Annotated in this window: 15 protein-coding genes and 2 pseudogenes; 8 read left to right on the forward strand and 9 right to left on the reverse strand. The window is 74.5% G+C overall.

Annotated elements, in window-relative coordinates; translation table 11 throughout:
* Positions 1–139: 139 nt before the first annotated feature.
* A complete protein-coding gene (locus SCK26_RS03205; RefSeq protein WP_318199708.1) occupies positions 140–3,793 on the reverse strand; it encodes a helix-turn-helix transcriptional regulator in 3,654 nt (1,217 codons plus the stop codon).
* Between the two features lie 476 nt (positions 3,794–4,269).
* Between SCK26_RS03205 and SCK26_RS03210 the strand changes: the two are divergent.
* Positions 4,270–4,826, forward strand: a pseudogene (locus SCK26_RS03210) (LuxR C-terminal-related transcriptional regulator); the annotation flags it as partial.
* A 357-nt stretch (positions 4,827–5,183) separates the two neighbouring features.
* Positions 5,184–6,512 (forward strand): threonine--tRNA ligase, encoded by a 1,329-nt coding sequence (gene thrS / locus SCK26_RS03215; RefSeq protein WP_318199709.1) that lies wholly within the window; start codon positions 5,184–5,186, stop codon positions 6,510–6,512.
* 177 nt (positions 6,513–6,689) lie between these two features.
* On the opposite strand, the gene SCK26_RS03220 is transcribed toward thrS, so the two are convergent.
* The 3 genes and pseudogenes from SCK26_RS03220 to SCK26_RS03235 form a co-directional block, all read right to left on the reverse strand.
* Positions 6,690–7,619: a dienelactone hydrolase family protein gene (locus tag SCK26_RS03220; protein ID WP_318199710.1), complete on the reverse strand. Its 930-nt coding sequence runs from the start codon at positions 7,617–7,619 to the stop codon at positions 6,690–6,692.
* 316 nt (positions 7,620–7,935) lie between these two features.
* A pseudogene (locus SCK26_RS03225) lies at positions 7,936–9,164 on the reverse strand (cytochrome P450 family protein).
* Positions 9,165–9,432: 268 nt separating this feature from the next.
* Positions 9,433–9,996: a hypothetical protein gene (locus SCK26_RS03235; RefSeq protein WP_318199713.1), complete on the reverse strand. Its 564-nt coding sequence runs from the start codon at positions 9,994–9,996 to the stop codon at positions 9,433–9,435.
* A 208-nt stretch (positions 9,997–10,204) separates the two neighbouring features.
* On the opposite strand from SCK26_RS03235, the gene SCK26_RS03240 reads away from it, so the two are divergent.
* The 3 genes from SCK26_RS03240 (at position 10,205) to SCK26_RS03250 (ending at position 14,647) form a co-directional block, all read left to right on the forward strand.
* Positions 10,205–11,785, forward strand: a complete 1,581-nt coding sequence (locus SCK26_RS03240; RefSeq protein ID WP_318199714.1) for a hypothetical protein — start codon at positions 10,205–10,207, stop codon at positions 11,783–11,785.
* Between the two features lie 212 nt (positions 11,786–11,997).
* The gene (locus SCK26_RS03245) at positions 11,998–14,250 is read left to right on the forward strand and encodes a glycoside hydrolase family 3 N-terminal domain-containing protein (protein WP_318199715.1); all 2,253 of its coding nucleotides are present in this window, start codon (positions 11,998–12,000) and stop codon (positions 14,248–14,250) included.
* Positions 14,251–14,338: 88 nt separating this feature from the next.
* Positions 14,339–14,647, forward strand: coding sequence for a hypothetical protein (locus SCK26_RS03250; protein ID WP_318199716.1), 309 nt, complete (start codon positions 14,339–14,341; stop codon positions 14,645–14,647).
* 112 nt (positions 14,648–14,759) lie between these two features.
* Here SCK26_RS03250 and SCK26_RS03255 read toward each other — a convergent pair whose 3' ends face one another.
* Positions 14,760–15,929 (reverse strand): anhydro-N-acetylmuramic acid kinase, encoded by a 1,170-nt coding sequence (locus SCK26_RS03255; RefSeq protein WP_318199717.1) that lies wholly within the window; start codon positions 15,927–15,929, stop codon positions 14,760–14,762.
* Positions 15,930–16,012: 83 nt separating this feature from the next.
* Entirely contained in the window at positions 16,013–17,572 is a 1,560-nt protein-coding gene (locus SCK26_RS03260; protein WP_318205891.1) for a sodium:solute symporter, read from the reverse strand.
* Positions 17,573–17,754: 182 nt separating this feature from the next.
* Between SCK26_RS03260 and SCK26_RS03265 the strand changes: the two genes are divergently transcribed.
* Together SCK26_RS03265 and SCK26_RS03270 are read left to right on the forward strand one after the other, a co-directional pair.
* A complete protein-coding gene (locus tag SCK26_RS03265) occupies positions 17,755–19,443 on the forward strand; it encodes a hypothetical protein (RefSeq protein ID WP_318199718.1) in 1,689 nt (562 codons plus the stop codon).
* Positions 19,444–19,552: 109 nt separating this feature from the next.
* Positions 19,553–19,702: a hypothetical protein gene (locus SCK26_RS03270; RefSeq protein ID WP_318199719.1), complete on the forward strand. Its 150-nt coding sequence runs from the start codon at positions 19,553–19,555 to the stop codon at positions 19,700–19,702.
* 12 nt (positions 19,703–19,714) lie between these two features.
* On the opposite strand, the gene SCK26_RS03275 is transcribed toward SCK26_RS03270, so the two are convergent.
* Positions 19,715–21,706, reverse strand: a complete 1,992-nt coding sequence (locus SCK26_RS03275) for a heavy metal translocating P-type ATPase (RefSeq protein WP_318199720.1) — start codon at positions 21,704–21,706, stop codon at positions 19,715–19,717.
* A 135-nt stretch (positions 21,707–21,841) separates the two neighbouring features.
* On the opposite strand from SCK26_RS03275, the gene SCK26_RS03280 reads away from it, so the two are divergent.
* Positions 21,842–22,222 carry an ArsR/SmtB family transcription factor gene (locus SCK26_RS03280; protein WP_318199721.1) on the forward strand — a complete coding sequence of 127 codons (381 nt, stop codon included), beginning with the start codon at positions 21,842–21,844 and terminating at the stop codon, positions 22,220–22,222.
* A gap of 63 nt (positions 22,223–22,285) precedes the next feature.
* Here the strand turns inward: SCK26_RS03280 and SCK26_RS03285 are convergent, their stop codons facing one another.
* Both SCK26_RS03285 and SCK26_RS03290 read right to left on the reverse strand, forming a co-directional pair.
* The gene (locus SCK26_RS03285; RefSeq protein ID WP_318199722.1) at positions 22,286–23,347 is read right to left on the reverse strand and encodes an L-histidine N(alpha)-methyltransferase; all 1,062 of its coding nucleotides are present in this window, start codon (positions 23,345–23,347) and stop codon (positions 22,286–22,288) included.
* Positions 23,348–23,518: 171 nt separating this feature from the next.
* Entirely contained in the window at positions 23,519–24,115 is a 597-nt protein-coding gene (locus tag SCK26_RS03290) for a CAP family protein (protein ID WP_318199723.1), read from the reverse strand.
* Positions 24,116–24,273: the final 158 nt, after the last annotated feature.

A 24,273-nucleotide genomic window follows, 5' to 3' on the forward strand; every position in this document is an offset into this window, starting at 1 on the left:
GGTCTCCCCTTCTCCTTTTTCGCGTTCCCGCTCCGAGGCGACCGCGGCGGCGGCCTGCGGCCCGGCGCTCACCCCGGGTGCTCCTCCCGTACACGGCGGGTCCCACGGTGGTGCGGCGGTACCGGACGCCTCGATCCGCTCAGGATTGGCCGACGGTCTGCCCGGCCTGCTCCACCAGGCGGGCCAGTTCCACCCGGGAGCGGACGCCGAGGGCGGCGAAGACCTTGCGCAGGTGGTAGTCGACGGTGCGGGTGCTGACCGACAGGCTCAGGGCCACCTCGCGGTTGGTGAGCCCCTGGGCGACGCGCCGGGCGATGCGCAACTGCTGCGGAGTCAGCCGCGCCAGCCCGTCCGGCGGCACGGCGCCCTCGGACACGGCCCCTCCCGGCCCGTCCGCGCCGAGCGCACCGGCCGCCCCGATCACGCCGTTCGCCCGGAGTTCCGCCGCCGCCTGCTGGGCCCACGGTCCGGCACCGCAGCGCTCGAAGCCGAGCAGCGCGGCCCGCAGATGGGTCCGTGCCTCGCGCAGCCGGCGGCGTCTGCGCAGCCACTTGCCGTAGAGCAACTCGGTGCGGGCCCGTTCGAAGTCGCCGGCGGCCTCGTCGTGGCGTCGCAGCGCCTGCCGGTACAGCGCGTCGGCGGCCTCGGGCGGGGCCAGCAGGGCGCGGCAGCGCAGTAGTTGGGCGGGGGCCTGGGCATCGGCCTCGCAGGCCACCCAGAGCGCGAAGTCCTCGACCGCGTCCCCGGCGCCCTCCGGCTGCCGGGCGAGCGCGCATGCCTCCACGTAGCACGGTACGGCGAGCATCCAGACGGCGAAGTGGCCGCGTTCCGAACCGGGCCGGACGAGGGGCGCCAGCCGTTCGGCGGCCTCGCGGGGCCGGCCGTGGCCCAGGTCGGCGCGGGCCAGCGCCCACTGGGCCAGCGCGGCGGCCTGGGCCAGGCCGTGCCGGCGCGCGATGGTCATCGCCGCCGTCGCGTGCTCGGCCACGGTGTGCGCCTCGCCGGCGATCGACGCGGCCAGGGCCAGTACGGCGTGGTGGTGGGCGGCGGTGTTGCGCTGCCCGCTGCGGGCGGCGCTGCGCACTCCCTCCTCGGCGTGTGCCCGGGCCAGCGCGTGCCGTCCGGCGCGGAGTTCGCCGTAGGCCAGGTACTCCAGGGCCCGCGCCTCGTGCAGGGCGGCGCCGTGCGTACGGGCCACCGCGAGCGCCCGGGCACCGGCCCGCCGGGCGGCGGCGGTGTCCCCGAGCAGCAGGGCCGCGGAGGCCGCCCGCAGCAGTTCCTCCGGGCCGTCCGCCGTCCACGCGCGCTCCACGACCCGCCGCAACGGAGCCACGGCCCGGTCGAACCGCCCTTGCAGCACGGCACGCATCCCCGCGCGGTGATCGCGCAGGGCCGCCGCGGCACCGGGATCCCGCGCGGCCGTGAGGGGTCCGGCCGACACGGGCGGTGACTGGCCCACGAGCCCGGCGCCAACGGCCTCCGCGGCACCGGCATCCCGCTCGGCCGTGAGCGCTCCGGTGAGCGGGGACGAGGTCCCGGAGGGCGGCTGCCCCACACGACCGGCACCGGAGGCTTCCCGCGCACCGAGATCCAGGCCGGCCAAGGGCCGGCCGGCGGGCATGGGCGGACCACCGGACGGTGACTGGCCGGAGGGACCGGCACCGGAAGCCTCGTCCACCGCACCGAGATCCCGCCCGGGCAGAGGCAGACCGGCGGGCACAGGCGGGCTCGCGGACGGTGCCCGCCCGAAGAGACCCGCGCCGGCATCCTCCTCCACCGCACCGAGATCCCGCCCGGACAGAGGCAGGCCAGTGGGCATGGGCGGATCGCCGGACGGTGACTGGCCCAGGAGACCGGCGTCGGAAGTCTCCGTGCGGTGGGTCCCGGTCCACCAGCCTCCCTGTGCCAGGGCGCGCAGGCACGCGGTGACGTCGCCCGCCGACCAGGCGGCGTCCGCGGCGGCCAGAGCGGCCTCGGCGGACCGCTCCGGGTCGTACGGAGCGGCCAGGGCCGCGGCGAGCAGCAGGGTTTCGCGGGCGTCGTCGACCGGGCCGTCCCAGCGCAGCGCGGTGCCGCGCAGCAGCTCGGCACGCGCGCGTTCCGGCGCGGGGGCCGGTCGGCAGCGGGCCGTGTCGAGCAGGCGCAACGCCCGGGCCGACTGGCCGGCCAGCAGCGCCTGTTCGGCGGCGGCCGTGTACCAGCGGACGCGGTCGGCGCCGTCGGGGGCGAGTTCGGCGGCGCGGGTGTGGGCCGTGCAGCGCAGGGCGGGCGGGGCCGCCGACGCCGGGTCCGCCGCGGCGGACGCGAGGGCGGCGGCGAGCGCGGGGGCGGGAGCGGTGGCGGCCCAGGCGCGGTGCAACAGCGCCGGGAGGCCGTGCGCGTCGGGCAGCGCCCGGGCCAGCGCCTCGTGGGCGGCACGGCGCCGCTCGGGCGCCGCGCCTGCGTACACCGCGCGGCACAGCACCGTACTGCGGAAGCCCAGCCGGCCCCCGGCGGCGAACAGCGCCTCCGGCAGCGCACCACCGCCCCCCGGGGGCCGGTCGACGCCGGTGCCGTGCGAAACAGTGCCGTGGCGTGGCGTGGAGCCGCCGTCGGCGTACGGCTCCGGGAGCGGATCGCGGCCGCCGCCCGGCACAGGCCCTCCGTCGGCGCGCGCACTCGGCAGGGAGTCGGGTCCCCGGCCCGACCCGGCCCCACGCACGACACGCGAACTCCGCACCGCCTCGGACCCGAAGCCCGACACGACCCCGCCCCCGGCATCCGGACCCGGCACCGCGTCAGAACCACGGACCGGCACGGCCCAGCCCTCGCCATCCGCCTCCCCCGGCGAACCGAAGCCACGGCCCGGCACGACCCCGCCCCCGGCACGCGAACCCGGCACCGCGTCAGAACCGCTGTCCGGCAAGGCACCATCGTCAGCACGCCGCTCCGGCAGCGGACGCGAAGGTGTTCCGTCGTCAGCGAGCGACCTCGTCGCGCGCGCCACGACCTGGGCCTCCACGGTCGGCTCCTCCGAGGCGTGCAGGGCAGCGGCGGTCACGAGCAGCAGGTCCCGTTCGGCCGGGGGCAGGCCGGTCAGGTGGGAGGCCGTCAGTGCGGTGAGGGCCTCGGCGTCGACCAGGGGACACGGCAGGGGCGCGAGGCCGCCGAGCTGGGCCGCAGTCAGGCGGTGCACCACGCCGAGCAGCAGGCCGGGGTTGCCTTCGGCGGCGGCCGTGATCTCGTCGCGTACCCGGGGGTCGAGGGCGCCCGGCGCGGCGTCGTCCAGCAGGGCGGCGGCGTCCGCCGTCGACAGCGGGGCGAGGCGGAGCAGCGGCAGTCCGGCGAACTCCGGGTCCACCGGCCGGTGTCCGGCCACGGTGAGCACCAGGGAGACTCCGTCGCCCGGGGAGAGACGCGCGGCCAGCCGGCCGAGGGCGGTCCGGGAGGCGGCGTCCCACAGATCGGCGTCGTCGGCACAGAGCAGGACGGTCCCGGGCGCGGCGGTCCTCCGCAGCGCGCCGATCAGGTCTCCGACCGGGCCGGCGGCGTCGGCGGCGGGCACTCCGGCCGCCCGGCACAGCGCCCGGAGCCCGGCCAGTGGCTGTCGGCAGCGCTCGGGAAGGGCGGGCACGACGACGGCGGGACCGGCGTCGAACGCGCGGGCCACCCGGGCGAGGACGGTCGAGCGGCCGCCGCCGGGCTCACCGGTCAGGACGCACGCGCCGCCCTCGCGCAGCCGCTCCCCCAGCGCCGCGACCGGGCCGGGCCGGTACCGCTCCGCGCCGGTCCCCGGAGTCGTCTGTCCGCTCATTCCCAAAACCTTACTGACGCGTAAGGACGGGCGGAAGCCGTACGTCCGCGCCCCTCGGGCCGGCCCTGTTCTCCCGGAGCCACGGCGAGGTGACGAGCAGCGCCGACCGGCGGGCCCCGGCCCCGCTGTTCCGGACCCACGTCAACTCCTTCTCGTACGGCTGCCTGATCCTCCTCCCGGGCGCATCCCCCGCGAGAGCTACCGGAGTTGTCCATGTGCGGGTGACTCGCGGACGGCGCCGGATTCCTAGCGTGGTTGTCAGGTCGCAGCCTGTGCGACCGCGGCAGGGGAGGCCACGATGAGTACAACGTCCACCGCACGGCACGACGCCGGAGGCCCCGGCCCGGACACGGGCCCCGACGGTCCCGGCGCTCGCGGCGGTCGTCTCGGCCGGATCGTCCGTTCTCCGCTCGGCCGGATGCTGACGGGTCTGATCGGCGTCGGCGTGGTCTCGGGCCTGACCGCCACGGGTCCCGGTCCGGGCCGCCGGGCGCCTGCGTCCCGACGTGGTGGTATGGACATCCGGATGCCCCTGCTGGGCGGCATCGAGGCGACCCGGCAACTGGCCGGTCCCGACGCCGAGGCACCGCCGAAGGTGCTGGTCGTCACCATCTTCAACGTCGACGCGTATGTCTACGACGCGCTGCGTGCCGGGGCCAGCGGCTTCCTCCTCGAGGACGCGCCCCCGGCGGAGCTGGTCAACGGCATTCGGACGGTCGCCAGGGGCGAGGCCCTGCTGGCCCCCGCCGTCACCCGCCACCTCATCGGCCGCTTCGCCGAACACCTGCGCCCGGCCGATACGTCCCGGCCGGCCAGGGAGGACGTGGTACGGGCACTGACCCCGTGCGAGCTGGAGGTGCTCCGGCAGATCGCCGAGGGGCTGTCGAACGCGGAGATCGCCGCGAAGCTCTTCATCACCCCGGAGACGGTCAAGACCTACGTGTCGAGGTTCCTGGCCGAACTCGGCCTGCGCGACCTGGTCCAGGCCGTCGTCCTCGCCTACCGGGTCGGGCTGGTGTCCTCCACCGGCTGAATCCACGCGCTCGTGGGCCTGGACACCGAGGTGGGTACGACGCACGCCGGCCGGCCGGACCCTTGCGGCCGGCCGCGCGGCCGGACTGACCGGAGCCTCGCGCGGGCGGCGCGGGCCGCGCCGCCGGACGGCACCACGGCCGCCCCACTCCGCCCGGCTCCGGGCCCGCCTCCCGCCGTGTGTGCGGCACCACACCCGCATGCTCGGCTTGTCTTCCTTCCAACTGCCCCGCCTGCCCGACGCGTTGTGACCTCGGCGCGCTTGGGCGCTCCTGACGAGGAATGACCGTGCGGACGCCGCTACGGCCTGCTAGCGTCTCCGGCATGAAGCGCGCTGCCATGACGACGACGCCGGAGAGTGTCCCGGCGCGCTGACAGATGTCTTTGTCCGAAGCCCCGGGGCGAGTGCCCCGGGGCTTCGCCTTGCGGTCACTCGCCCGATGTCCGCGAGGAGACCGCCATGCATGACCACCGCAAGCTCGGACGTGAACTGGGCCTGTTCGACACCGACCCGCTCATCGGCGCCGGCCTGCCGTACTGGCTGCCCGACGGTGCGACCGTACGGCACACCCTGGAGGAGTACATCCGTGCCGCCGAGCGGCGGGCCGGGTACCGCCACGTGTACTCACCGGTCCTCGGCAAACGGGAGTTGTACGAGATCTCCGGGCACTGGGCGCACTACAGCGACGACATGTTTCCCCCGATGGACCTCGGTGGTGAGCAGGTCGTCCTGCGGCCGAGCCTGTGCCCTCACCACGCGGTGATCTACCGCTCCCGCTCCCGCAGTTACCGCGAACTGCCCCTGCGCATGGCCGAGCTGGGGGGCATGTACCGCTCCGAACTCTCGGGCGTGCTCGGCGGGTTGACCCGGGTGCGGGCCATCCAGCTCAACGACGCGCACATCTTCTGCACCCTGGAGCAGGTCGCCGAGGAGGCGCGGGCGGCGCTGGAGCTGATCCGCCGGGCGTACGAGGCGCTCGGCATCACCCCGGCCCGCTACCGGCTCTCCCTCCCGGGCCCCGGTGGCAAGTACGTCGCCGCACCCGAGAAGTGGCGCCGGTCCACCGCCCTGCTGACCGACGTCCTCGACCGCTCCGGCCTGCCCTACGAGGCGGCCGAGGGAGAGGCCGCCTTCTACGGCCCCAAGATCGACGTTCAGGTCACCGACGGCGCCGGCCGGGAGTCCACTCTCTCCACCGTCCAGGTCGACTTCCACCAGCCCGAGCGGTTCGAGCTGCACTACATCGGCGCGGACGGCGCCAGGCACCGCCCGGTCATGATCCACCGCAGCATCATCGGCAGTGTGGAACGGGCCGTCGCCCATCTCGTCGAACGGCACGGCGGCGCCTTCCCCGCCTGGCTCGCCCCCACTCAGCTGGTGATCCTCCCGGTCTCCGGCGCCGAACTGCCGAACGCCGCGGCCCTCGCCCGACGCTGCACCCGTCTCGGACTGCGTGCCGAGATCGCGGGACCGGACCGCGGCAGCCTGGGCGCCCGTATCCGAGAGGCCCGCCTGGTTCCCTACCAAGCCGTCATCGGCGCCGAGGAAGCCGCCGACGAGTCCGTCGCGCTGCGCCTGCGCGACGGACGCCGGCTCGAACCGCAGCCGGTCAGTGAGGTACTGACCCGCATCAGCGCTCTCGTCGAGGCTCACAGCACCGACCTGTGGGCCGGCCCCGCCTCATAGCGAGCGCCGCGATCAGCGCATGCTGTCGCCGGGCCGCGAGGAGGCTCGCGGCGGTGTGCCCGGAACGGGGCATGGTCCGTCCCACCGGCACGAGTACGGGGTGCCGGGAGCCGGCACGGCACGGCTCCGGCGGCGACCGCCGCGAGGGGCGGTCGCCGCCGGCTTCCGGGCGGTCGGTCAGGAGGTGTGCGGGCAGTTGCCCCGGTACTCCTCGATGGTCAGGCTCGGCCGCGGCAGCGGGCAGAGGAACTGCTCGTAGCGGGTGTCGTCGTCGATGAACCGCTTCAGCCAGGAGATGCTGTACTTCGCGATCGTCGTGTTCGAGGTGTTGGGCGTGAAGTGGGTGGCGCCGTTCAGCTCCAGGTACGCCCGGTCGAGGGCCGTCGGGAGCGTGTTGTAGAAGGGCTCGGCGTGGCTGAGGACGGGGGCGATCGTGTCACCGTCGGCGCCGAAGATCAGGGTGGGGGTCTTGATCTCGGACCACGTCTTGTCCAGGTTCCACGGGGTCAGCGGGATCGCCGCCTGGAGCGAGGGACGGGACTTGGCGGCCTCCAGGCTGCCGCCGCCGCCCATCGAGTGGCCCATGACGCCGAGACGGCTGGAGTCGATGCGGTTGCGGACGGAGCTGCTCCGGGTGAGGTAGTCGAGCGCGGCGAGCAGCTGGTTGCCCCGGGAGTCGGGCTGGTCCAGCGTGGTCAGCGTGTCGATGGTGAAGACCACGAAGCCCTGGGACGCCAGCCGGGGGCCGAGCCAGGCGATGGAGGACTGGGTGCCGGTGTAGCCGGGCGAGACGGCCACGGCGCCGAAGGTGCCGTCGGCGGTGCTGGTCGGGTAGTAGATGGTGCCTCCGCCGAAGCCGCTGACGGCGAGCCGGGAGACGCTGGTCTCCGCGACGGAGTACGGGCCGCGGAGCGCCTCGATGCTGGATTCGGTGGGCGCCGGTCCGCGCTCGTAGGGGTTGTCCGCGCCATGGGCCGCCGGCCCGCCGAGCATGGTCAGGCCGACGGCGGCGGTGACCGCCGTGGCGAGGGCCGCGAGCCGTCCGGTACGACGGGTGGGGCGCGGGCGGGTGGCCGGTGCGGTGGTGCTGGTGCGCGGGTGCTGCACGACGAGTCGTCCTCTCTGTCGTGGCGAGCCGTCCGCCGGGCCGAAGGGCACGCACGAGCGCGCCGGCCGGCGGGCTCCGCCAGTGGGGTGAGCAGTGCCACTGTCGGCTCCGCGCGGCACGACCGGACCGGCAATGTCACCGGTCTTGTGAGGACACCCGCCGGCGAAACCGCATCGTCCCGCCACGAAACCGCACCATAGAGGTCCCGGCATCCCGTGCGTCGGCATGCGAAGGCCGGCCCGCCCCGGCCCGCCACCCGCCGGCGGCGAAGGCGCGCCACCGCGGTCAGAACCGCCCGCGGCCAGGCGCCCGCGGTCAGGCCGGCCGGCCGCCGGCGGTGAACGTGACGGGGAGCCGCGCCGGGCCGCGCAGGCCGCCCGGCCGCCAGGTCAGCTCGGCCGGCGGCACCGCCAGGGCCAGGCCGGGAAGGCGGCGCAGCACCGCCGCGACGGCGATCCGGCCCTCCAGCCGGGCGAGCGGCGCGCCCAGGCAGTAGTGGATGCCGTGCCCGAAGGCGAGGTGGCCGCTGTCGCCACGGGTGATGTCCAGCCGGTCGGGGTCGGCGAACCGGGCCGGGTCGCGGTCGGCGATCGCGGACGCGATCACCACGGTGGCGCCGCGCGGAATGGTCACGCCCGCGATCCGGACGTCCTCGCGCGCGAACCGGGCGATGCCCGGGTTGACCGGTCCGTCGTGGCGCAGGAACTCCTCGACGGCGTCCGGCAGCAGCTCGGGGCGCTCCCGCAGCAGGGACAGCTGCGCGGGGTGGGTGAGCAGCGCGGCGATGCCGCCGCCGATCAGGTTGACCGTCGTGACGTACCCGGCCACCAGCAGCAGGAACGTCATGGCGATCAGCTCGTCGTGGCTCAGCCGCCGCTCCTCGTCGTGGGCGCTGATCAGGGCGCTGAGGAGGTCGTCGCCGGGGCGGGCGCGCTTGGTCCGCAGATGCTTCGTCAGATAGGCGTGCATCCGCTGCCACGCCTCGTCGACGACGGCCGGGTCGGGCAGGGTCTCGCCGCGTACGAGCATGGCGTCGGTCCACCGCTGGAAGTCCCGGCGGTCGTCCACCGGCACGCCGAGCAGTTCGCCGATGACGGTGACCGGGAGCGGCAGCGCGAAGTCCGCCACGAGGTCGGCGCGGCCGGCCGGTGCCACCGCGTCGAGCAGCCGGTCGGCGATCTCCTGGACGCGGGGCCGCAGCGCGGCGACCCGGCGCGCGGTGAACGCCTTCGCCACCAGGCGGCGCAGCCGGGTGTGGTCGGGCGGGTCGGAGCGCAGCATGGTGCTCATCATCGACTCGCGCTCGAAGCGGGGCAGCTGTGCGGTGATGCGGGGGTCCGAGGCGTCGCGGACATCGCTGCTAGCCGGGGGTCGGACAGCGCGGCGAGCGCGTCCGCGTAGCGTGTGACCAGCCAGGCTTCCAGGCCGCCGGCGATCACGGCGCGCCGGACCGGGCCCTCCTCGCGCAGCCGCCGGTAGAGCGGGAAGGGGTCCGCCAGGAAGGCCGGGTCGGAGTAGGGCAGAAGGACTGGCTGCTGGCTCATCGTGTCTCCCGGGCCGACGCCGACCGCAGATGCCGCTTTGCCGACATCGGGAGGCATATACCCGGAATGAGAGTGGCGGCACCGGCCGACGCCCCGCCCGGTGACCGGAAGGCGCCGGCAGACGGCCGGAGGCGGCCGGAGGACTTCCCTTCCGGCCGCCGGAAGGATAGGTTCCGGCTACCCCGCGCCAGCGCCGCGAGGCGTCGGCCCGCCCGTCCCGGGGGGCGGGCCGCGCGGGGTCCAGTCGTCCGCCCGCGCGGCGGCCGTCCTACCAGGAGTGCGCCACGTCGACCACGAGCTGGTCGGGCAGCTGGACCACGCGGAACGGCAGGCGGGCGCGGACGCCGAGACCGATCTGCGTCTCGCCCTCGAAGCTGCCGGCGAACCGGGTGTCCCTGAAGGTGCTGTAACCGCTGACGTCCACGCCCGGGAGGGGCCGGCCGGCCCGGCCGGGGTACGCGGGCGCGCCGCTCGCCGGGTCGTAGGCGGGCGCCCCCACCCGGACGTCGAGCACGGCGCCGCCGCCCACCGGGATGTAGTCGCCGGTGGCCGTCTGCGAGAGCCGGTCGACGTAACGCACGGAGTAGCCGAGGGTGCCGCCGCCGGGCACGTCGAAGACCAGACGGTCGTAGCAGTCGTGCCGGCCGGCTCGGATGTTCTCCAGCGGCACGGCTCCCGCCGTGGCACCGCCCTTGTCGCCGCTGCCCCAGCCGGTCGGGCAGGCCGTCGCGCGGCCGGTGGCCGCCGTGGCGGTGCCGGCGGCGGCCGTCGCCAGCCCCAGTCCGCTCGCCGCCAGCACGAGCGCCGCCATCGCCGCCGCTGCTCGTCGCATGAAGTCCCCCTCGGTCGAGTGTCACGCCGTCGGGAGTGAGACACACGGGCCCGGCGGAGGGTTGCCCGCCGCTGCCCGTCCGTACCCGTGTTGCGAGGTCATGAACAATCCTCACGTTTCCTTGGACCTCTCCATGGCCCGCTCCTATGGTCACGGCGGCGCGATCACCCGACGCACGCGTTCGGACGCACACACCCGAAGGAGCCGTATGTCCAGAAGGACGCTCAGCCGGGCCCTGGCCTTCGCCCTGGCCCTGACCGCGGGCACCGCCGTCGCCGCGCCGTCTCCCGCGCCGGCCGGCCCGATCCCGAAGGCGCCGGGCCACCGCCTGGTCGACGCCTACTCCGGTGCCCCGGCCGCCGCGCAGCCGCTGCCCGGCCCGCAGCCGCCCCGGCACCCCTACCTCGCGCCCGACGGCCGGTCCGGGATGCACGCCGACGGCTGGGGCAGCGCCACCTCCTCGTGGTCCGGTCCGCTCGGCGACCATCCGGAGGTGAGCAGCGAGCAGATGGCACCGCTGGGCGGAGAGTGCGCCACCGTCACCTTCGACCGGGCGGGGCGCATCGTCACCGTGTGCGGGACGTTCACCGGGTTCCTGGTCAAGCTGCTCGACCCGCGCACCCTCGCCACCCTGGCCGAGTACGAGCTGCCCCAACGCCCGTCCACGGTCGAGGCGATCACCCGGCTCGACTTCTCCCGGATCTTCAAGGACACCTCGGGCGGTGCCTATGCGTACCTGGACGACGAGGACCGGCTGGTCCTCGCGGACTCCCGGCAGCACATCGTCCGCCTCGCCCACCGGCAACGACCCGACGGCGCGTGGGAGTTCACCGTCACCGACGACTGGGACCCGGGCCGGCAGGTGCCCCACGACTGCGCCACCTGGGCCGATCCCCACCCCGACGGAAGCTGCGACCCGGTCACCTCCGTCATGCCGGACTGGCAGGGCCGGATCTGGTGGGTCACCCGGCAGGGCCGGGTCGGCACCGTCGATCCCGCCACCGGCACCATCCGCTCCGTCCGACTGGCCGGCGAGGAGATCCAGAACTCCTTCTCCGTCGCCGCCGACGGCGTGTCCATCGTCTCCGACCACGCGCTGTACGAGTTCACCGCGACGGCGGACGGTATCCCCGCCGTGGTGTGGCGGCAGACCTACGACCGGGGCACCGGCACCAAGCCCGGCTCGGTGAACCAGGGTTCGGGCACCACACCGGACGTCTTCGGCGACGGCGGCCGGTACGTGGCGATCACCGACAACGCCGACGACCGCATGCACGTCCTGGTCTACCGGCGCGGCGCGGACGTCCCCGCCGACCGGCGCCTGGTGTGCGAGGTCCCCGTCTTCGCCTCCGGTGCCTCCACGACCGACAACTCCCTGATCAGCTGGGGCGACAGCCTGGTGGTCGAGAACAACTACGGCTACGAGAACATCTCGTCGCTCACGTTCGGGCGGAGCGTCGCCGGCGGGGTCGCCCGGATCGACGTCCGCCCGGACGGCAGCGGCTGCGACACCGTGTGGGAGAGCGCCGAGCGGTCGCCGTCCGTGGTACCGAAACTGTCCACCGGCAACGGGCTGATCTACCTGTACACCAAGGACCCCGACGCCCTCGGTGTCGACGCCTGGTACCTGACCGCCGTCGACTTCCGTACGGGACGGACTCGTTGGAAGCAACTCGTCGGCACCGGAGTCGCGTACGACAACAACTGGGCGCCGATCACCCTGGGTCCGGACGGCACCGCCTACGTCGGCGTGTTCAACGGCCTGGCCGCCGTACGCGACGGCGGCTGACCCGGCGCCGGGCGGGCATCCGGGAGCGCTCCCCCGCGCGGCCGCACCCGTCCCCGCCCGGATGACCTGCTGGTTCGAAATTCCTTCGACAGATCACCTTGTCAGGCCGCGGCCCTGTCTCTACAGTCCCCACCGAGCCGTTGATGGGAGCGCTCCCACCTTGTGCGGGACCCTTCCCGCACGCTCCTCCCGTCTCCCCGGAGAGGACCCGCATGCGACTGTCACCGCACCACCATGGCGCCGCCAGGCGCTTCCCGTCCGCCCGCCGCCGGGTGACGGCGGCCGCGGCCCTGTGCGTGGCGGGCCTGGTCCTCTCCGGGCCGGCCGCGGCCGTTCCGGAGCGGGCCGCCGCCGCGCCGGCCGCGGCTCTCCCCTACCAGGACGCCTCGCTGCCCGTCACCGACCGGGTGAACGACCTGCTGTCCCGGATGACGCTGGACGACAAGCTCGGCCAGATGACCCAGATCGAGAAGGACGCCCTCGTCCCGCAGTCCGACCTCGCCGCCTACCGCATCGGGTCCGTGCTGTCCGGCGGCGACTCCACGGTCGTCCCCAACAACGCCCAGACCTGGGCGGACACCTACGACTCGCTGCAACGCACCGCGCTGACCACACCGCTCGGTATCCCCATGATCTACGGCATCGACGCCGTGCACGGCCACAACGCGGTGCGCGGGGCCACGCTCTACCCGCACAACATCGGACTCGGCGCCACCCGCGACCCCGCCCTGGTCCAGCGGGTGGGACGCGCCGTCGCCGAGGAGATCTCGGGCACCGGCATCGACTGGGACTTCGCCCCCTGCCTGTGCGTCGCCCGCGACGACCGGTGGGGCCGCACCTACGAGTCGTACGGCGAGACTCCCGAACTGCCGTCCGCCATGACGACGTTCATCACCGGCCTGCAGGGTGACACGCTCGGCTCGGGCCCGGCGTCGGTGCTGGCCACCGCCAAGCACTACCTCGGCGACGGCGGCACCGCCGGCGGCACGGACCAGGGCGACACCCGGCTGTCCGAGGCCGAGTTGCGGGCGATCCACCTGCCGCCGTTCAAAGAGGCGGTGCGCCGCGGGGTCGGCTCGGTGATGCTGTCGTACAGCAGCTGGAACGGGGTCCGGTCGCACGCCAACACCCACCTCGTCACCGACGTGCTCAAGGGCGAACTGGGCTTCACCGGTTTCGTCGTGTCCGACTGGGCCGCGGTGGACCAGCTCGACGGGCAGAGCGGTTTCACCGGCGCCGAGATCTCCACGGCCGTCAACGCGGGCGTCGACATGGTGATGGTCCCGCACGACTACAAGAAGTTCCTCGGCCTGCTGCGCGGCGAGGTGACCGCCGGGCGCATCCCGCAGGCCCGGATCGACGACGCCAACCGCCGCGTCCTCACCAAGAAGTTCCAGCTGGGCCTGTTCGAACACCCGCTCACCGACCGGTCGTACACCGGCACGGTCGGCTCGGCGGCACACCGGGCGCTGGCCCGGCAGGCGGTGCGCGAGTCCCAGGTGCTGCTGAAGAACGACGGCGGGGTGCTGCCGCTGGCGAAGTCGGCCAAGCTGTTCGTCGCCGGCAAGTCCGCCGACGACATCGGCAACCAGAGCGGCGGCTGGACCGTGGGCTGGCAGGGCCGCAGCGGTCCCGTCACCGACGGCACCACCGTGCTCCAGGGCATCCGCGCCGCCGTCACCGACACCTCCCGGGTCACCTACGACCGCTACGGCAACGGCATCGACTCGAGCTACACCGCCGCCGTCGCCGTCGTCGGCGAGACGCCGTACGCCGAGGGCCGCGGCGACCGGCCGGGCGGCATGGGACTGGACCAGGAGGACCTGCAGACCCTCGCCCGGCTCAAGGCGAGCGGAGTACCGGTCGTGGTCGTGCTGGTCTCCGGCCGGCCGCTCGACATCGCCGCCCAACTGCCGGAGTGGAAAGCGCTGTTGGCGGCCTGGCTGCCCGGCACGGAGGGCGCCGGCGTCTCCGACGTCCTGTTCGGCGACCACGCGCCCACCGGCAGGCTGCCGATGAGCTGGATGCGCTCCGCCTCGCAGGAGCCCGTCAACGACGGCGACGGCAAGAGCCCGCTGTTCCCGTACGGGTACGGGCTGACCTACGACGACACACCCCAACCGGCCCCGACGCCCACTCCGACTCCGACGCCCACTCCGGTCCCGACGGCGGGCGCGTGCACGGCGACCTTCCGTACCGCCTCCTCCTGGCAGGGCGGCTACCAGGCCGAGGTCACCGTGGAGAACACCGGTTCCGGCGCGCTGACGGGCTGGTCGGTCGACTGGGACCTGGCCGGGTCCACCGTCACCAGTCTGTGGAACGGCGATCTGACCACGGCTCAGGGCCGGGCGACCGTCCGCAGCACCGCCTTCAACGGCGCCCTCTCCCCCGGCGCCAGGGCCACGTTCGGTTTCACCGCGAACGGCACCGCGGGCACACCGGCCCCGCACTGCGCCGGAACGTGACCCCTCCTCGGCCCGCCGGCGCCCGGCCCCGTCCGCTTCGCGTCCCCGTTCCGTCCCGCACACCCGCCGATCGCACCGAGGAGGCCCCGTGACGCACCGCACCGGCCGGACCGCACCCGCCTACCGGCCCGGACCGGACCGGCCACGCCTGCGGAGGTCCGCGGTCGCCGCGGGGATCGCCGTGCTGACCCTGGGACTGGCGGGCCAGCTCGGCACCGGGCAGCGCGCCGCGGCGGCCGAGGCACGCGTCGGCCGCCCGCCCGCGACGGCTTCCGTCCACGTCGACCGCGCTCGCACCGACCCGGACGAGGCCGGCGCCCGGGGCCGGAGAACCGGCACCGCGCGCGCCGCCGCCCCGGCGCACGGCACGGCCGTACGGCACGCCCCGTCGGCCTGATCCCTCCTCCTCCGCGCCGGAGCCGTCCCGGCGCGGGCCGCCTCGTCCTCGCCCGCCCGGGTGGCACGATCCCCGGGCGGGCGGGGCTCCCAGCGTGCCGCCGGCGGCCGGGTCAGCGGGTGATCCGCAGCAGGCGCGGCGACCGTGCGGCCGGCTCGGGCAGGCGCAGCGGTGACCGGCCGGGAGTGATGCTGCCGAGCACCGTGGCACGGCGGGCGCCGGTGCCCGAGGGCAGGGCTCCGGGCAGGCCGTGGACGGTCAGGAAGCCCAGGACGGCGAAGGCCAGCGCCTCCTTGGCGGCCGACGGCAGGCCGAGGTCGTCGCTGGGGCGCAGCGGCACGCCCGGGAGTTCCTCGGCGAGCAGGCGCATCAGCACCGGGTTGCGGGTGCCGCCGCCGGAGACGACGAGCTGGGTGACGCCGTGGGCGCGGCAGGCGTCCGCCACGGTGACGGCGGTCAGCCGGGTCAGGGTGGCCAGGACGTCGGCCGCGGACGGCACGGGCACGGTGTCGAGCGCGCGCCGCAGATAGGGCAGGTGGAAGTGTTCCTTGCCGGTGCTCTTCGGGGCGGGCCTGCGGTAGTAGGGGTCGTCCAGCAGGACGCGCAGCAGTGCGGGGCTGACCCGGCCGGCGGCGGCCCGGCGGCCGTCCTCGTCGTAGGCGGCGGCGCCGTCGGTGAAGTGGTGGACGGCCGCGTCCAGCAGGGCGTTGGCGGGGCCGGTGTCGAAGGCCAGGGGCTCGGCGCCGGGTGCGAGGACGGTGATGTTGGCGATGCCGCCGAGGTTGAGCGCGGCGGGGGTGCCGGGCAGGCCGGACAGCAGCAGGGTGTCGGTCAGGGCCACGAGGGGCGCGCCCTGGCCGCCGGCGGCGACGTCCCGGCCGCGCAGGTCGGAGACGACGGGGAGTCCGGTCGCCTCGGCGATCCAGGCGGGCTGGCCCAGTTGGAGGGTGCCGCGGACCGTGCCGTCCTCCACCCAGTGGTGCAGGGTCTGGCCGTGCGAGACCACGAGGCCGGCGCTGCCGGCGCACAGCTCGCGCAGGGCACGCGTGGCCGCGCCGGCGAAGGCCTGGCCGATGCCGGTGTCCAGGACGCAGACGGTGCGCGTGGTGGTGCCGGCGGGGGGCAGGGTGGCGGCGATGAGGTCCCGGAGTTCGTCCGGGTAGGGGACGCGGAGGTGTCCGAGGGGCCGCAGGAGGAGCGTGTCGTCATCCAGCGCGAGGTCCGCCGCGGCGGCCTCGATGGCGTCGAACGAGGTGCCCGACATCAGGCCGATCACGCGCACGGCGCCTCCTTGCCGGTCGCCGCCGGCTGTGGCTGGTGCATGGTTCCTCCCGTGCTGCGTCGCGCCGCCGGGCGCGTGCCCGGTCACTCCGGGGCGACGGCGGCCGCCGTACGGTCGGTGCCGCCCTCGTCCAGCGGGGCCGGGACACTCTCGGGTGCCCGGTGGAAGAGGCTGGTCAGGCCGCCCACGGCCAGGGTGACGGCCACCCCTAGGGGGACGAGCCACTGGGCGGCGATCGCGGTGGGGACGGTGGTGCCGCCCGCGCTGACGTCGATCTTGACGCCGCGCACGAGGTACGTCATGACGCCCACCGTCACCAGGAACGCCACGACGGCGTCGGTCTCGCGCGCCCGGCGGACCAGCCGCCCGAGGAGGAACGCGCCGAGGAGCGCGCCGTAGGTGTATCCGGCGATGGTCAGGCCGGTGAGGTAGACGTTGCCGGTGCTGGTGCTGAACGCGCAGGCGAACAGGGCCATCAGCGCCGCCCACACCAGGGTCGTCAGCCGGGCGAGCCGCAGCAGGAACTCCTCGGTGGGCACGCTCCGGAAGAAGCTGTGGATGAGGTCGGCGACGGTCGAGTTCGACATGGAGTTGAGCGCGGAGGACAGCGAGCCCATCGCCGCGCCGAGGATGCCGGCCACGAGCAGGCCGGAGACCACCACGGGCAGTCCGTGCAGGACGAAGTCCGGGTAGAGGTTGTCGGAACTGCCGAGGCCCAGTTCCCGGAACGTCCTGCCCTGGTTGTAGGACCACAGCAGCGCGCCGACGAGGGAGAAGGCGGCGAACTGGAGGGTGACGAAGACACCGGACGCGATCATGGCTTTCTGGCCGTCGCGCAGTGAGCGGGTGGCCAGGACGCGCTGGACGATGAGCTGGTCGGAGCCGTGGCTGGCCATGGCGAAGATGGCGCCGCCGATGATCGCGGTGGGCAGGGCGAACGGGCTGGTGAGGATGTGCGCCAGGCCGAAGTCGGTGTCGAAGAGCCGGAACCGGCCCGCGTCCAGGGCGCGCCGGACGCCGTCGCCGCCGACGTGGGCGGCGAGCACGCCGATGGCGAGGAGGGCGCCGCCCAGGTACAGGCCCATCTGGATGGCGTCCGTCCAGATGACCGCCCGGATGCCGCCGAGGTAGGTGTAGACGACGGTGATCGCCGTGAGCACGATGATGACGAGGCGGTAGCCCGCGTGCACGCCGAACTCGTCGAGCAGCAGCTTGATCGGGATGGCGGAGGCGAACAGCCGGACGCCCTCGGCGAGCAGCCGGGTGCAGACGAACGTCACCGAGGCGAGGCCCTGGAGCCGGAGTCCGAATCTGCTGCCCAGGTACTGGTAGGCGCTCACGAAGCCGCCGCGCTTGTACAGCGGGATGAGCAGGGTCGCCACGACGACGCGTCCGATGACGTAGCCGAGGGCCAGTTCGACGTTGCCGAAGCCCTGTCCGCTGTAGGCGCCGCCCGGCAGGCTGATGACGGTGAGCACGCTGGTCTCGGTGGCCACGACGGAGAAGGAGACGGTCCACCACGGCATGTGGCCTTCGCCGACGAAGTAGTCCTTGGCCGTCTTCTGCCGTCCGGCCAGACGCAGTCCGATCACGGCGATCGCCACGAGGTAGACGACGACCACCAGCAGGTCGAGCTGACGCACGCTCACTGAAGGAAAGTTTCCTTCGTGTCTTCATCCATGCGGGGAAAAGTAGTTTCACCCGTTCCCGTCGTCAACAACCCCGTACGCACAGCACGGCGGGATGGTTCGGACGCCCACCCGTTTTCCCTCGGACGGACGGGGCAGTGTCCGCGGCAGCGACCGCCGGCCCTGAGGGAGCCCGTATGGACTACTACGACCTCGGCAGTCACGGCCGGACCGTGACGACGACGTCCGCCGAGGCGCAGACCTGGTTCGACCGCGGGCTGAACTGGACGTACGCCTTCCACCACGAGGAGGCCGTGCGCTGTTTCGAGGCCGCCGGCGCGGCGGACCCCGGCTGTGCCATGGCCGACTGGGGCCTGGCCTACGCGCTCGGCCCCAACTACAACAAGCCCTGGGACGCCTTCGACGAGCGGGATCTCGGGCGGACGGTGGAGCGTGCGCACGCCGCCGTGCGACGCGCGCACGCGAAGGCGGCCGGCGCCGCCCCGGTCGAGCGGGCCCTCATCGACGCGCTGGCAGCCCGCTACCCGCGCGCCGCGTCCCCGGACGCCGAGGAGGGCCCGGTGTGGAACGCCGCCTACGCCGACGGCATGCGGGCCGCGTACCGGCTGGCGCCCGACGACCCCGACGTGGCCGCCCTGTACGCCGACGCCCTGATGAGCCTGACGCCGTGGCGGCTGTGGGACATCCGCACGGGCGAGCCGGCCCCGGGCTCGCGCACCGCCGAGGCCGGGGCGGTGCTGGAGCGGGCGCTCGCCACGGAGGCGGGCGCACGGCATCCGGGCCTGCTGCACCTGTACGTCCACCTGATGGAGATGTCCCCCGCCCCCGAGGCCGCGCTGCCCGCGGGCGACCGGCTGCGTGATCTGGTGCCGGACGCGGGACACCTCCTGCACATGCCGTCCCACCTGGAGGTGCTCTGCGGTGACTACCGCCGGGTCGTCTCCGACAACACGGCGGCGATCGCGGCCGACGAGAAGTTCCACGCCCGGGCCGGCGCGATGAACTTCTACACCCTGTACCGGTGTCACAACCTGCACTTCAAGATCTACGGCGCGATGTTCCTCGGCCGCTTCCGGGACGCCGTCGAGACGGCGGAGCGGCTCGAAGCGGCGGTGCCCGAGGAGTTGCTGCGCGTGGACAGCCCGCCGATGGCGGACTGGCTGGAGGGGTTCGTCGCGATGCGGGTGCACGTGCTCGTCCGCTTCGGCCGCTGGGACGACATCCTGCGCCTGCCGCTGCCCGCCGACGCGCGGCTGTACTGCGTGACCACGGCCATGCTGCGCTACGCGCGCGGGGTCGCGCTCTCGGCCCTCGGCCGCACCGAGGAGGCCGCGAGGGAACGCGAGCTGTTCCGCGCCGCGGCCGTCCGGGTCCCCGGGACCCGGACGCTGTTCAACAACACCTGTACGGACATCCTGGCGATCGCCGCGGCCATGCTCGACGGGGAACTGGAGTACCGCAAGGGCCGTTACGACGCGGCGTTCGCGGCCCTGCGCCGGTCGGTCGAGCTGAGCGACGGCCTGGCGTACGACGAGCCGTGGGGATGGATGCAGCCGGCCCGGCACGCGTACGGCGCGCTGCTCCTCGAACAGGGCCGTGTCGAGGAGGCCGAGGCCGTCTACCGCGCCGACCTGGGCCTCGACGACACGCTGCCGCGCCCGCTCCAGCACCCGAACAACGTCTGGGCGCTGCACGGCCTGCACGAGTGCCTCGTACGGCTCGGCAAGGAGGGCGAGGCCCGGCTCGTGGCGCGGCAGTTGAGGCTCGCCGCCGCGCTGGCGGACGTACCGGTCGAGGCGTCCTGCTTCTGCCGGCTGGAGACCGCCGCGCACCGCACGCCTCCGCACGAGTGCTGTGCCGGCTGAGCACGGCCGGCCGCCGGACCGGGCCCGCGTCGGGCCGGCCGGGACCGGACATCTGCGCTCGGTGTCCGGCGGGCGCGGCGATCGCGCCGGACGGGTTCGAGCGGGGAGTGTGCGGCTCGGCACCGGCTACGCGTATGACGACGTGCTCGGCTCCCGGACGGTGTCGGCCCTGTTCCGGGCGTACGTCGACGACATCGCCGAGCGCAGGGGCTGCACGCATGTGACGTACCCGGACGCGGCGGACTTCCGCCATCTGTGAGGTTCGTCCAGGTCACTCCGGCGCGTCCGCAAGGGCCCTTCGCCAGGCGGCCTCGCGCAGCAGCCGCAGCCCGTTGAGGCCGACGAGGACGGTGGACCCCTCGTGGCCCGCGACACCGAGCGGCAGCGGCAGGTCGCCGGCCAGGTCCCAGACCACCAGTCCGGCGATGAAGACACCGGCGACGACGAGGTTCTGGACGACCAGGGCGCGGGCCCGGCGGGACAGGGAGACCACGGCGGGCACGGTGATGAGTTCGTCGCGGACCACGACCGCGTCGGCGGTCTCCAGCGCCAGGTCGGAGCCCGCCCGGCCCATGGCGACGCCGGTGTGGGCGGCGGCCAGCGCGGGTGCGTCGTTGACGCCGTCGCCGACCACCATCACCTTGCGGCCGGCGGCCTGGAGTTCCCGGACCGCGCGCACCTTGTCCTCGGGCAGCAGCCCGGCCCGGACGTCCTCGATGCCGGCCTCGGCGGCGAGGCGGGCGGCGGCGCGCGGGTTGTCGCCGGTCAGCAGCACGGGAGCGGTGCCGGTGCGGGCGGTCAGGGCGCCGACGGTGCGCGCCGCGTCCGGGCGGAGCCGGTCGGCGATGCCGAGCAGGCCCGCCGGGCCGCCGTCCACGATGACCAGCACGGCCGTCCGGCCGCCCTCCTCCAGTTCGGCGGCGAGGACGGCCGCCCGGGCGGCCTCCGCTGCCGTGGCCCCGGCCGGCGGCCGGGAAGGCCGGCCGACCGCGACCGACCGCCCGTCCACGGTGGCGGTGACACCGATACCCGGAGTGGAGGCGAAGCCGTCCGCGGCCGGCAGGTCCGTACCCCGCTCCCGTGCCGCGTCCACGACGGCCCGCGCCAGCGGATGCTCGCTCGGGCGCTCGGCGGCGGCCGCGAGGCGCAGCAGCGTGTCCGCGTCGACGCCGGAGCCGGTCAGCGGCCGTACGTCGGTGACGCGCGGAGTGCCCTCGGTGAGGGTGCCGGTCTTGTCGAACGCCACCGCGTCCACCTGTGCCAGCTGTTCCATCACCACGGCGGACTTGACGAGGACTCCGTGCCGTCCGGCGTTGGCGATGGCCGACATCAGCGGCGGCATGGTGGCCAGCACCACCGCGCACGGCGAGGCGACGATCATGAAGGTCATGGCCCGCAGCAGGGCGCCGGTGAGGTCGTCTCCGAGGGCGAGCGGGACGAGGAACACCGCGAGGGTCGCCGCCACCATGCCCAGCGAGTAGCGCTGTTCGACCTTCTCGATGAACAGCTGTGTCGGTGCCTTGGTCTGCGAGGCCTCCTCGACCATGCGCACGATCCGGGCGATGACCGTGTCGGACGCGTCCCGCTCGACGCGGACGCGCAGGGCGCCGCTGCCGTTGAGGGTCCCGGCGAAGACCTCGTCGCCCTGTTCCTTGGTCACCGGCAGCGGTTCGCCCGTGATGGTCGCCTGGTCGACGTCGCTGCGCCCGTCGAGCACCCGCCCGTCGGCGCCCACGCGTTCTCCGGGCCGTACGAGGACGATGTCGCCGACGGTGAGGTCCGCGACGGCGACGGTCTCCTCGCCGTCGCCGTCGCCGAGGCGGGTCGCCGTGGCGGGCGCGAGGTCGAGCAGTCCGCGCACGGAGTCGGCGGTGCGGGCGGTGGCCAGGGCCTCCAGCGCGCCGGAGGTGGTGAAGATGACGATCAGCAGCGCGCCGTCCATGACCTGCCCGATCGCCGCCGCCCCGAGCGCGGCCACGACCATCAGCAGGTCGACGTCGAGGCTCTTCTCGCCGAGGGCGCGCAGGCCCGCCCAGCCGGGTTCCCAGCCGCCGGCCGCGTAGGTGAGCGCGTACAGCGGGCCCCAGAGCCAGGCGGGGGCGCCGGTCAGGTGCAGGGGCAGCGCGAGCAGGAAGCAGACGGTGGCCGCGGCGGCCCAGCGGGCCTCGGGCAGGGAGAGGAAGGGGGTGCGGCGCCGCGGGGCGGTCCCGCCGGGCGCGGGTGCCGCGTGGCCGGCCGGGGCCGGGGCGAGTGCGGAGGTCATCGGCAGAGTCCTTCACGGGGCGTGACGAGTCAGCGGCCGGCGCGGGGCGGTGCCGCTCCTCCACCGTACAGGATCAAATGAAGACCTATTCATGTATTCGCTTCCGGCCTGCCCTGCCTCCGTAGGATGGAGGGCATGGGCCACGGAGTCGACGCCAAGAACACCGCCACCGCGCGCCAGCGCCTGGAGACCGTGGGCGCCGCCGATGTGGCCGCGACCCTCCAGGCCCTGGCGACGCCGTCCCGGCTGCGGATCCTGGCCCGCCTCCAGGAAGGCCCGTGCGCCGCGACCGAGCTGGCCGACGCCGTCGGCATGGAACAGTCCGCCTGCTCCCACCAGCTGCGCCTGCTGCGCAACCTCGGCCTGGTGGCCGGGGAGCGCCGGGGCCGCTCGGTCATCTACGCCCTCTACGACAACCACGTGGCCGAACTCCTGGAACAGGCCCTTTACCACGTCGAACACCTGCGCCTCGGCTTGCGCGACACGTCACCGACGGCGGTCGCCGCGGCTCGCTGAGAACCGCTCGCGGGTGACCGGAGCCGGCGGTCCGACGAGCCGGCGAAGACGGCCGTACCGGTTTCAGAGGCCGAAGAGGAAGGCCGCGTATCCGCACTCCTCCTCGACCCAGTGCCGCCGGCAGCGCATCCCGTGTTCGCCGAGCGCGCGCACGATGCCGTCCACCGTGAACTTGCGCACCACGTCGTGGAGGAGCAGCTCGCCGGCGTCGAAGTCCACCGTCAGCCCCAGCCCGGGCAACGTCACCCGCTGCCGTCGCAGGCTGCGGATGCCGCCGAGCACCTCGCGCCGTGCCACGTCGTAGGCGAGTTCCGGCTCGAAGGCGTCGACGTCGAAGTCGGCGTCGTAGCGGCGGTTGAGGTGGAGGAGGGTGTTCAGGGCGAACATCCGGCGGACGGGGCGCGGCCCGGTGTACCCGGCCCCGTAGGCACGCCGCACCGCCTCGGCCGGTTCGGACAGGTCCACGCAGACCAGCAGGTGATCGTTCGGGGCGCAGCCGGCGCGCACGGCCCGCAGGAAGCGCGCCTGCTCGGATGCGGACAGGTTGCCGAGCGTGTTGCCGAGCAACGCCAGGAGGCGGCCGCCCGTGCCGTCGCCCGCGGTCGCGGAGCCGTTCGCGACGGCGACCCGCCGCGCGCGGCGCAGCCAGGGCAGGGCGGTCAGGAAGTCGCCGTGCACGGCGGTGACCCGGGCTTGCGGCCAGCGCCGCCGGATACGGGCGGCGGCCTGCCGCATCGGCTCGGGGCTGACGTCCACGCCCGTGTACGCCCGCAGCAGGCCGTGCCCGTCCATGGCCGCGAGCAGGATCTCGGCCTTGCGCGCACTGCCCGCCCCGAGGTCCACCAGCTCGGCCGGCTTCGCCAGGCCGACCAGGTCGTCGCCGTGCTCGGTCAGCAGCCACCGTTCGGCCCGGGGCGGGTAGTAGTCGGGCAGGCGCGTGATCTCCTCGAAGAGTCGCGAACCGGTCTCGTCGTAGCCGAAGACCGACGGAATCCTGCGGTGCCGTGCCGGAGCGGGCGCGGTGAGCCCGGCCCGGAGTTCCTCCTCCGGCGTACCGGCCTCACCGTCGGCCGCCGACGGCAGTTCGACCTCCGTGACCGGCGCCGCCGTGCGTGACTCGGTCATCCCGTCCTCCTCGCCGGCGACGAGTCGCCGAAGGGTGCTTCCTCACGGAAGGCATCCCGATAAAAGGCATATGGAGTATGACTCTCATACATACAACATTTCATGGTCGGCGGCAGCTTCGAGGATGCGCCGCGGCCCCGGCCCGGCAGGACCGCCGGGCCGGAAGCGGGCTCATTCGCCGACCGGTTCTCCCACGTTCGCCCGGAACTTGCCGATGACGTTCCCTGCCGGGCCGTAGCCGCAGACGATGTACGTCTCGTACGCCTCGCCGCCGGCCGGTCGTCCCGCGGCCCGGCCGCAGCCGAGCACGCTGGTGGACTTCCACACGACCTGGGTGAAGGAGCCGGTGTCGGGCGAGTAGCCGGGCCGGTCCCAGTCGTAGCCGCCCGTCCAGCGGGCCTCGTACCAGAGCCGCACCGCCTCCTCGCAGGACGCCGGCTCGTCCTCGTACGTCGCGAACCAGAAGCGGTTCTCCCCATAGCCCCGCGTCCCCGGTGACGGTGTGCGGCCCTCCTGCGCCGAGGCATCCCGGGCACGGCGCACGGCGTGCGCGATGGCCGCGTCGTCCAGGACGAGCGGCGGGGCGCCGTGCCGGGCGCGGTAGGAGTTGTGCGCCGCGAGGCACTCCTCGTTGAACGCCTCGTCCGTGGTGTCGGGCAGGACCGGACGGCCGTCCGACGCCTGCGACGCGTGTACGGGCTGCCCCGTGACGACCGCGGTCGACGCCGCCGCCGCGAGCGCCAGAACTCCCTTTGTGAGCCGGCCCATTGCTCCTCCTCGTACGTACGCCGCGAGTGCCGGGGCCGCTCGGCCGCCGGGCAGGTCCCATCAAAGAGCCCCGATCCACCCGCGCGTCGCCGCGCCTCGCGCGCCATCACCCGTTCGCGGGACACGGTGACCCGGTGCCGCGCACGACCGTGCCGTCC

Source organism: Streptomyces sp. SCL15-4 (assembly GCF_033366695.1).
Lineage (GTDB): Bacteria > Actinomycetota > Actinomycetes > Streptomycetales > Streptomycetaceae > Streptomyces.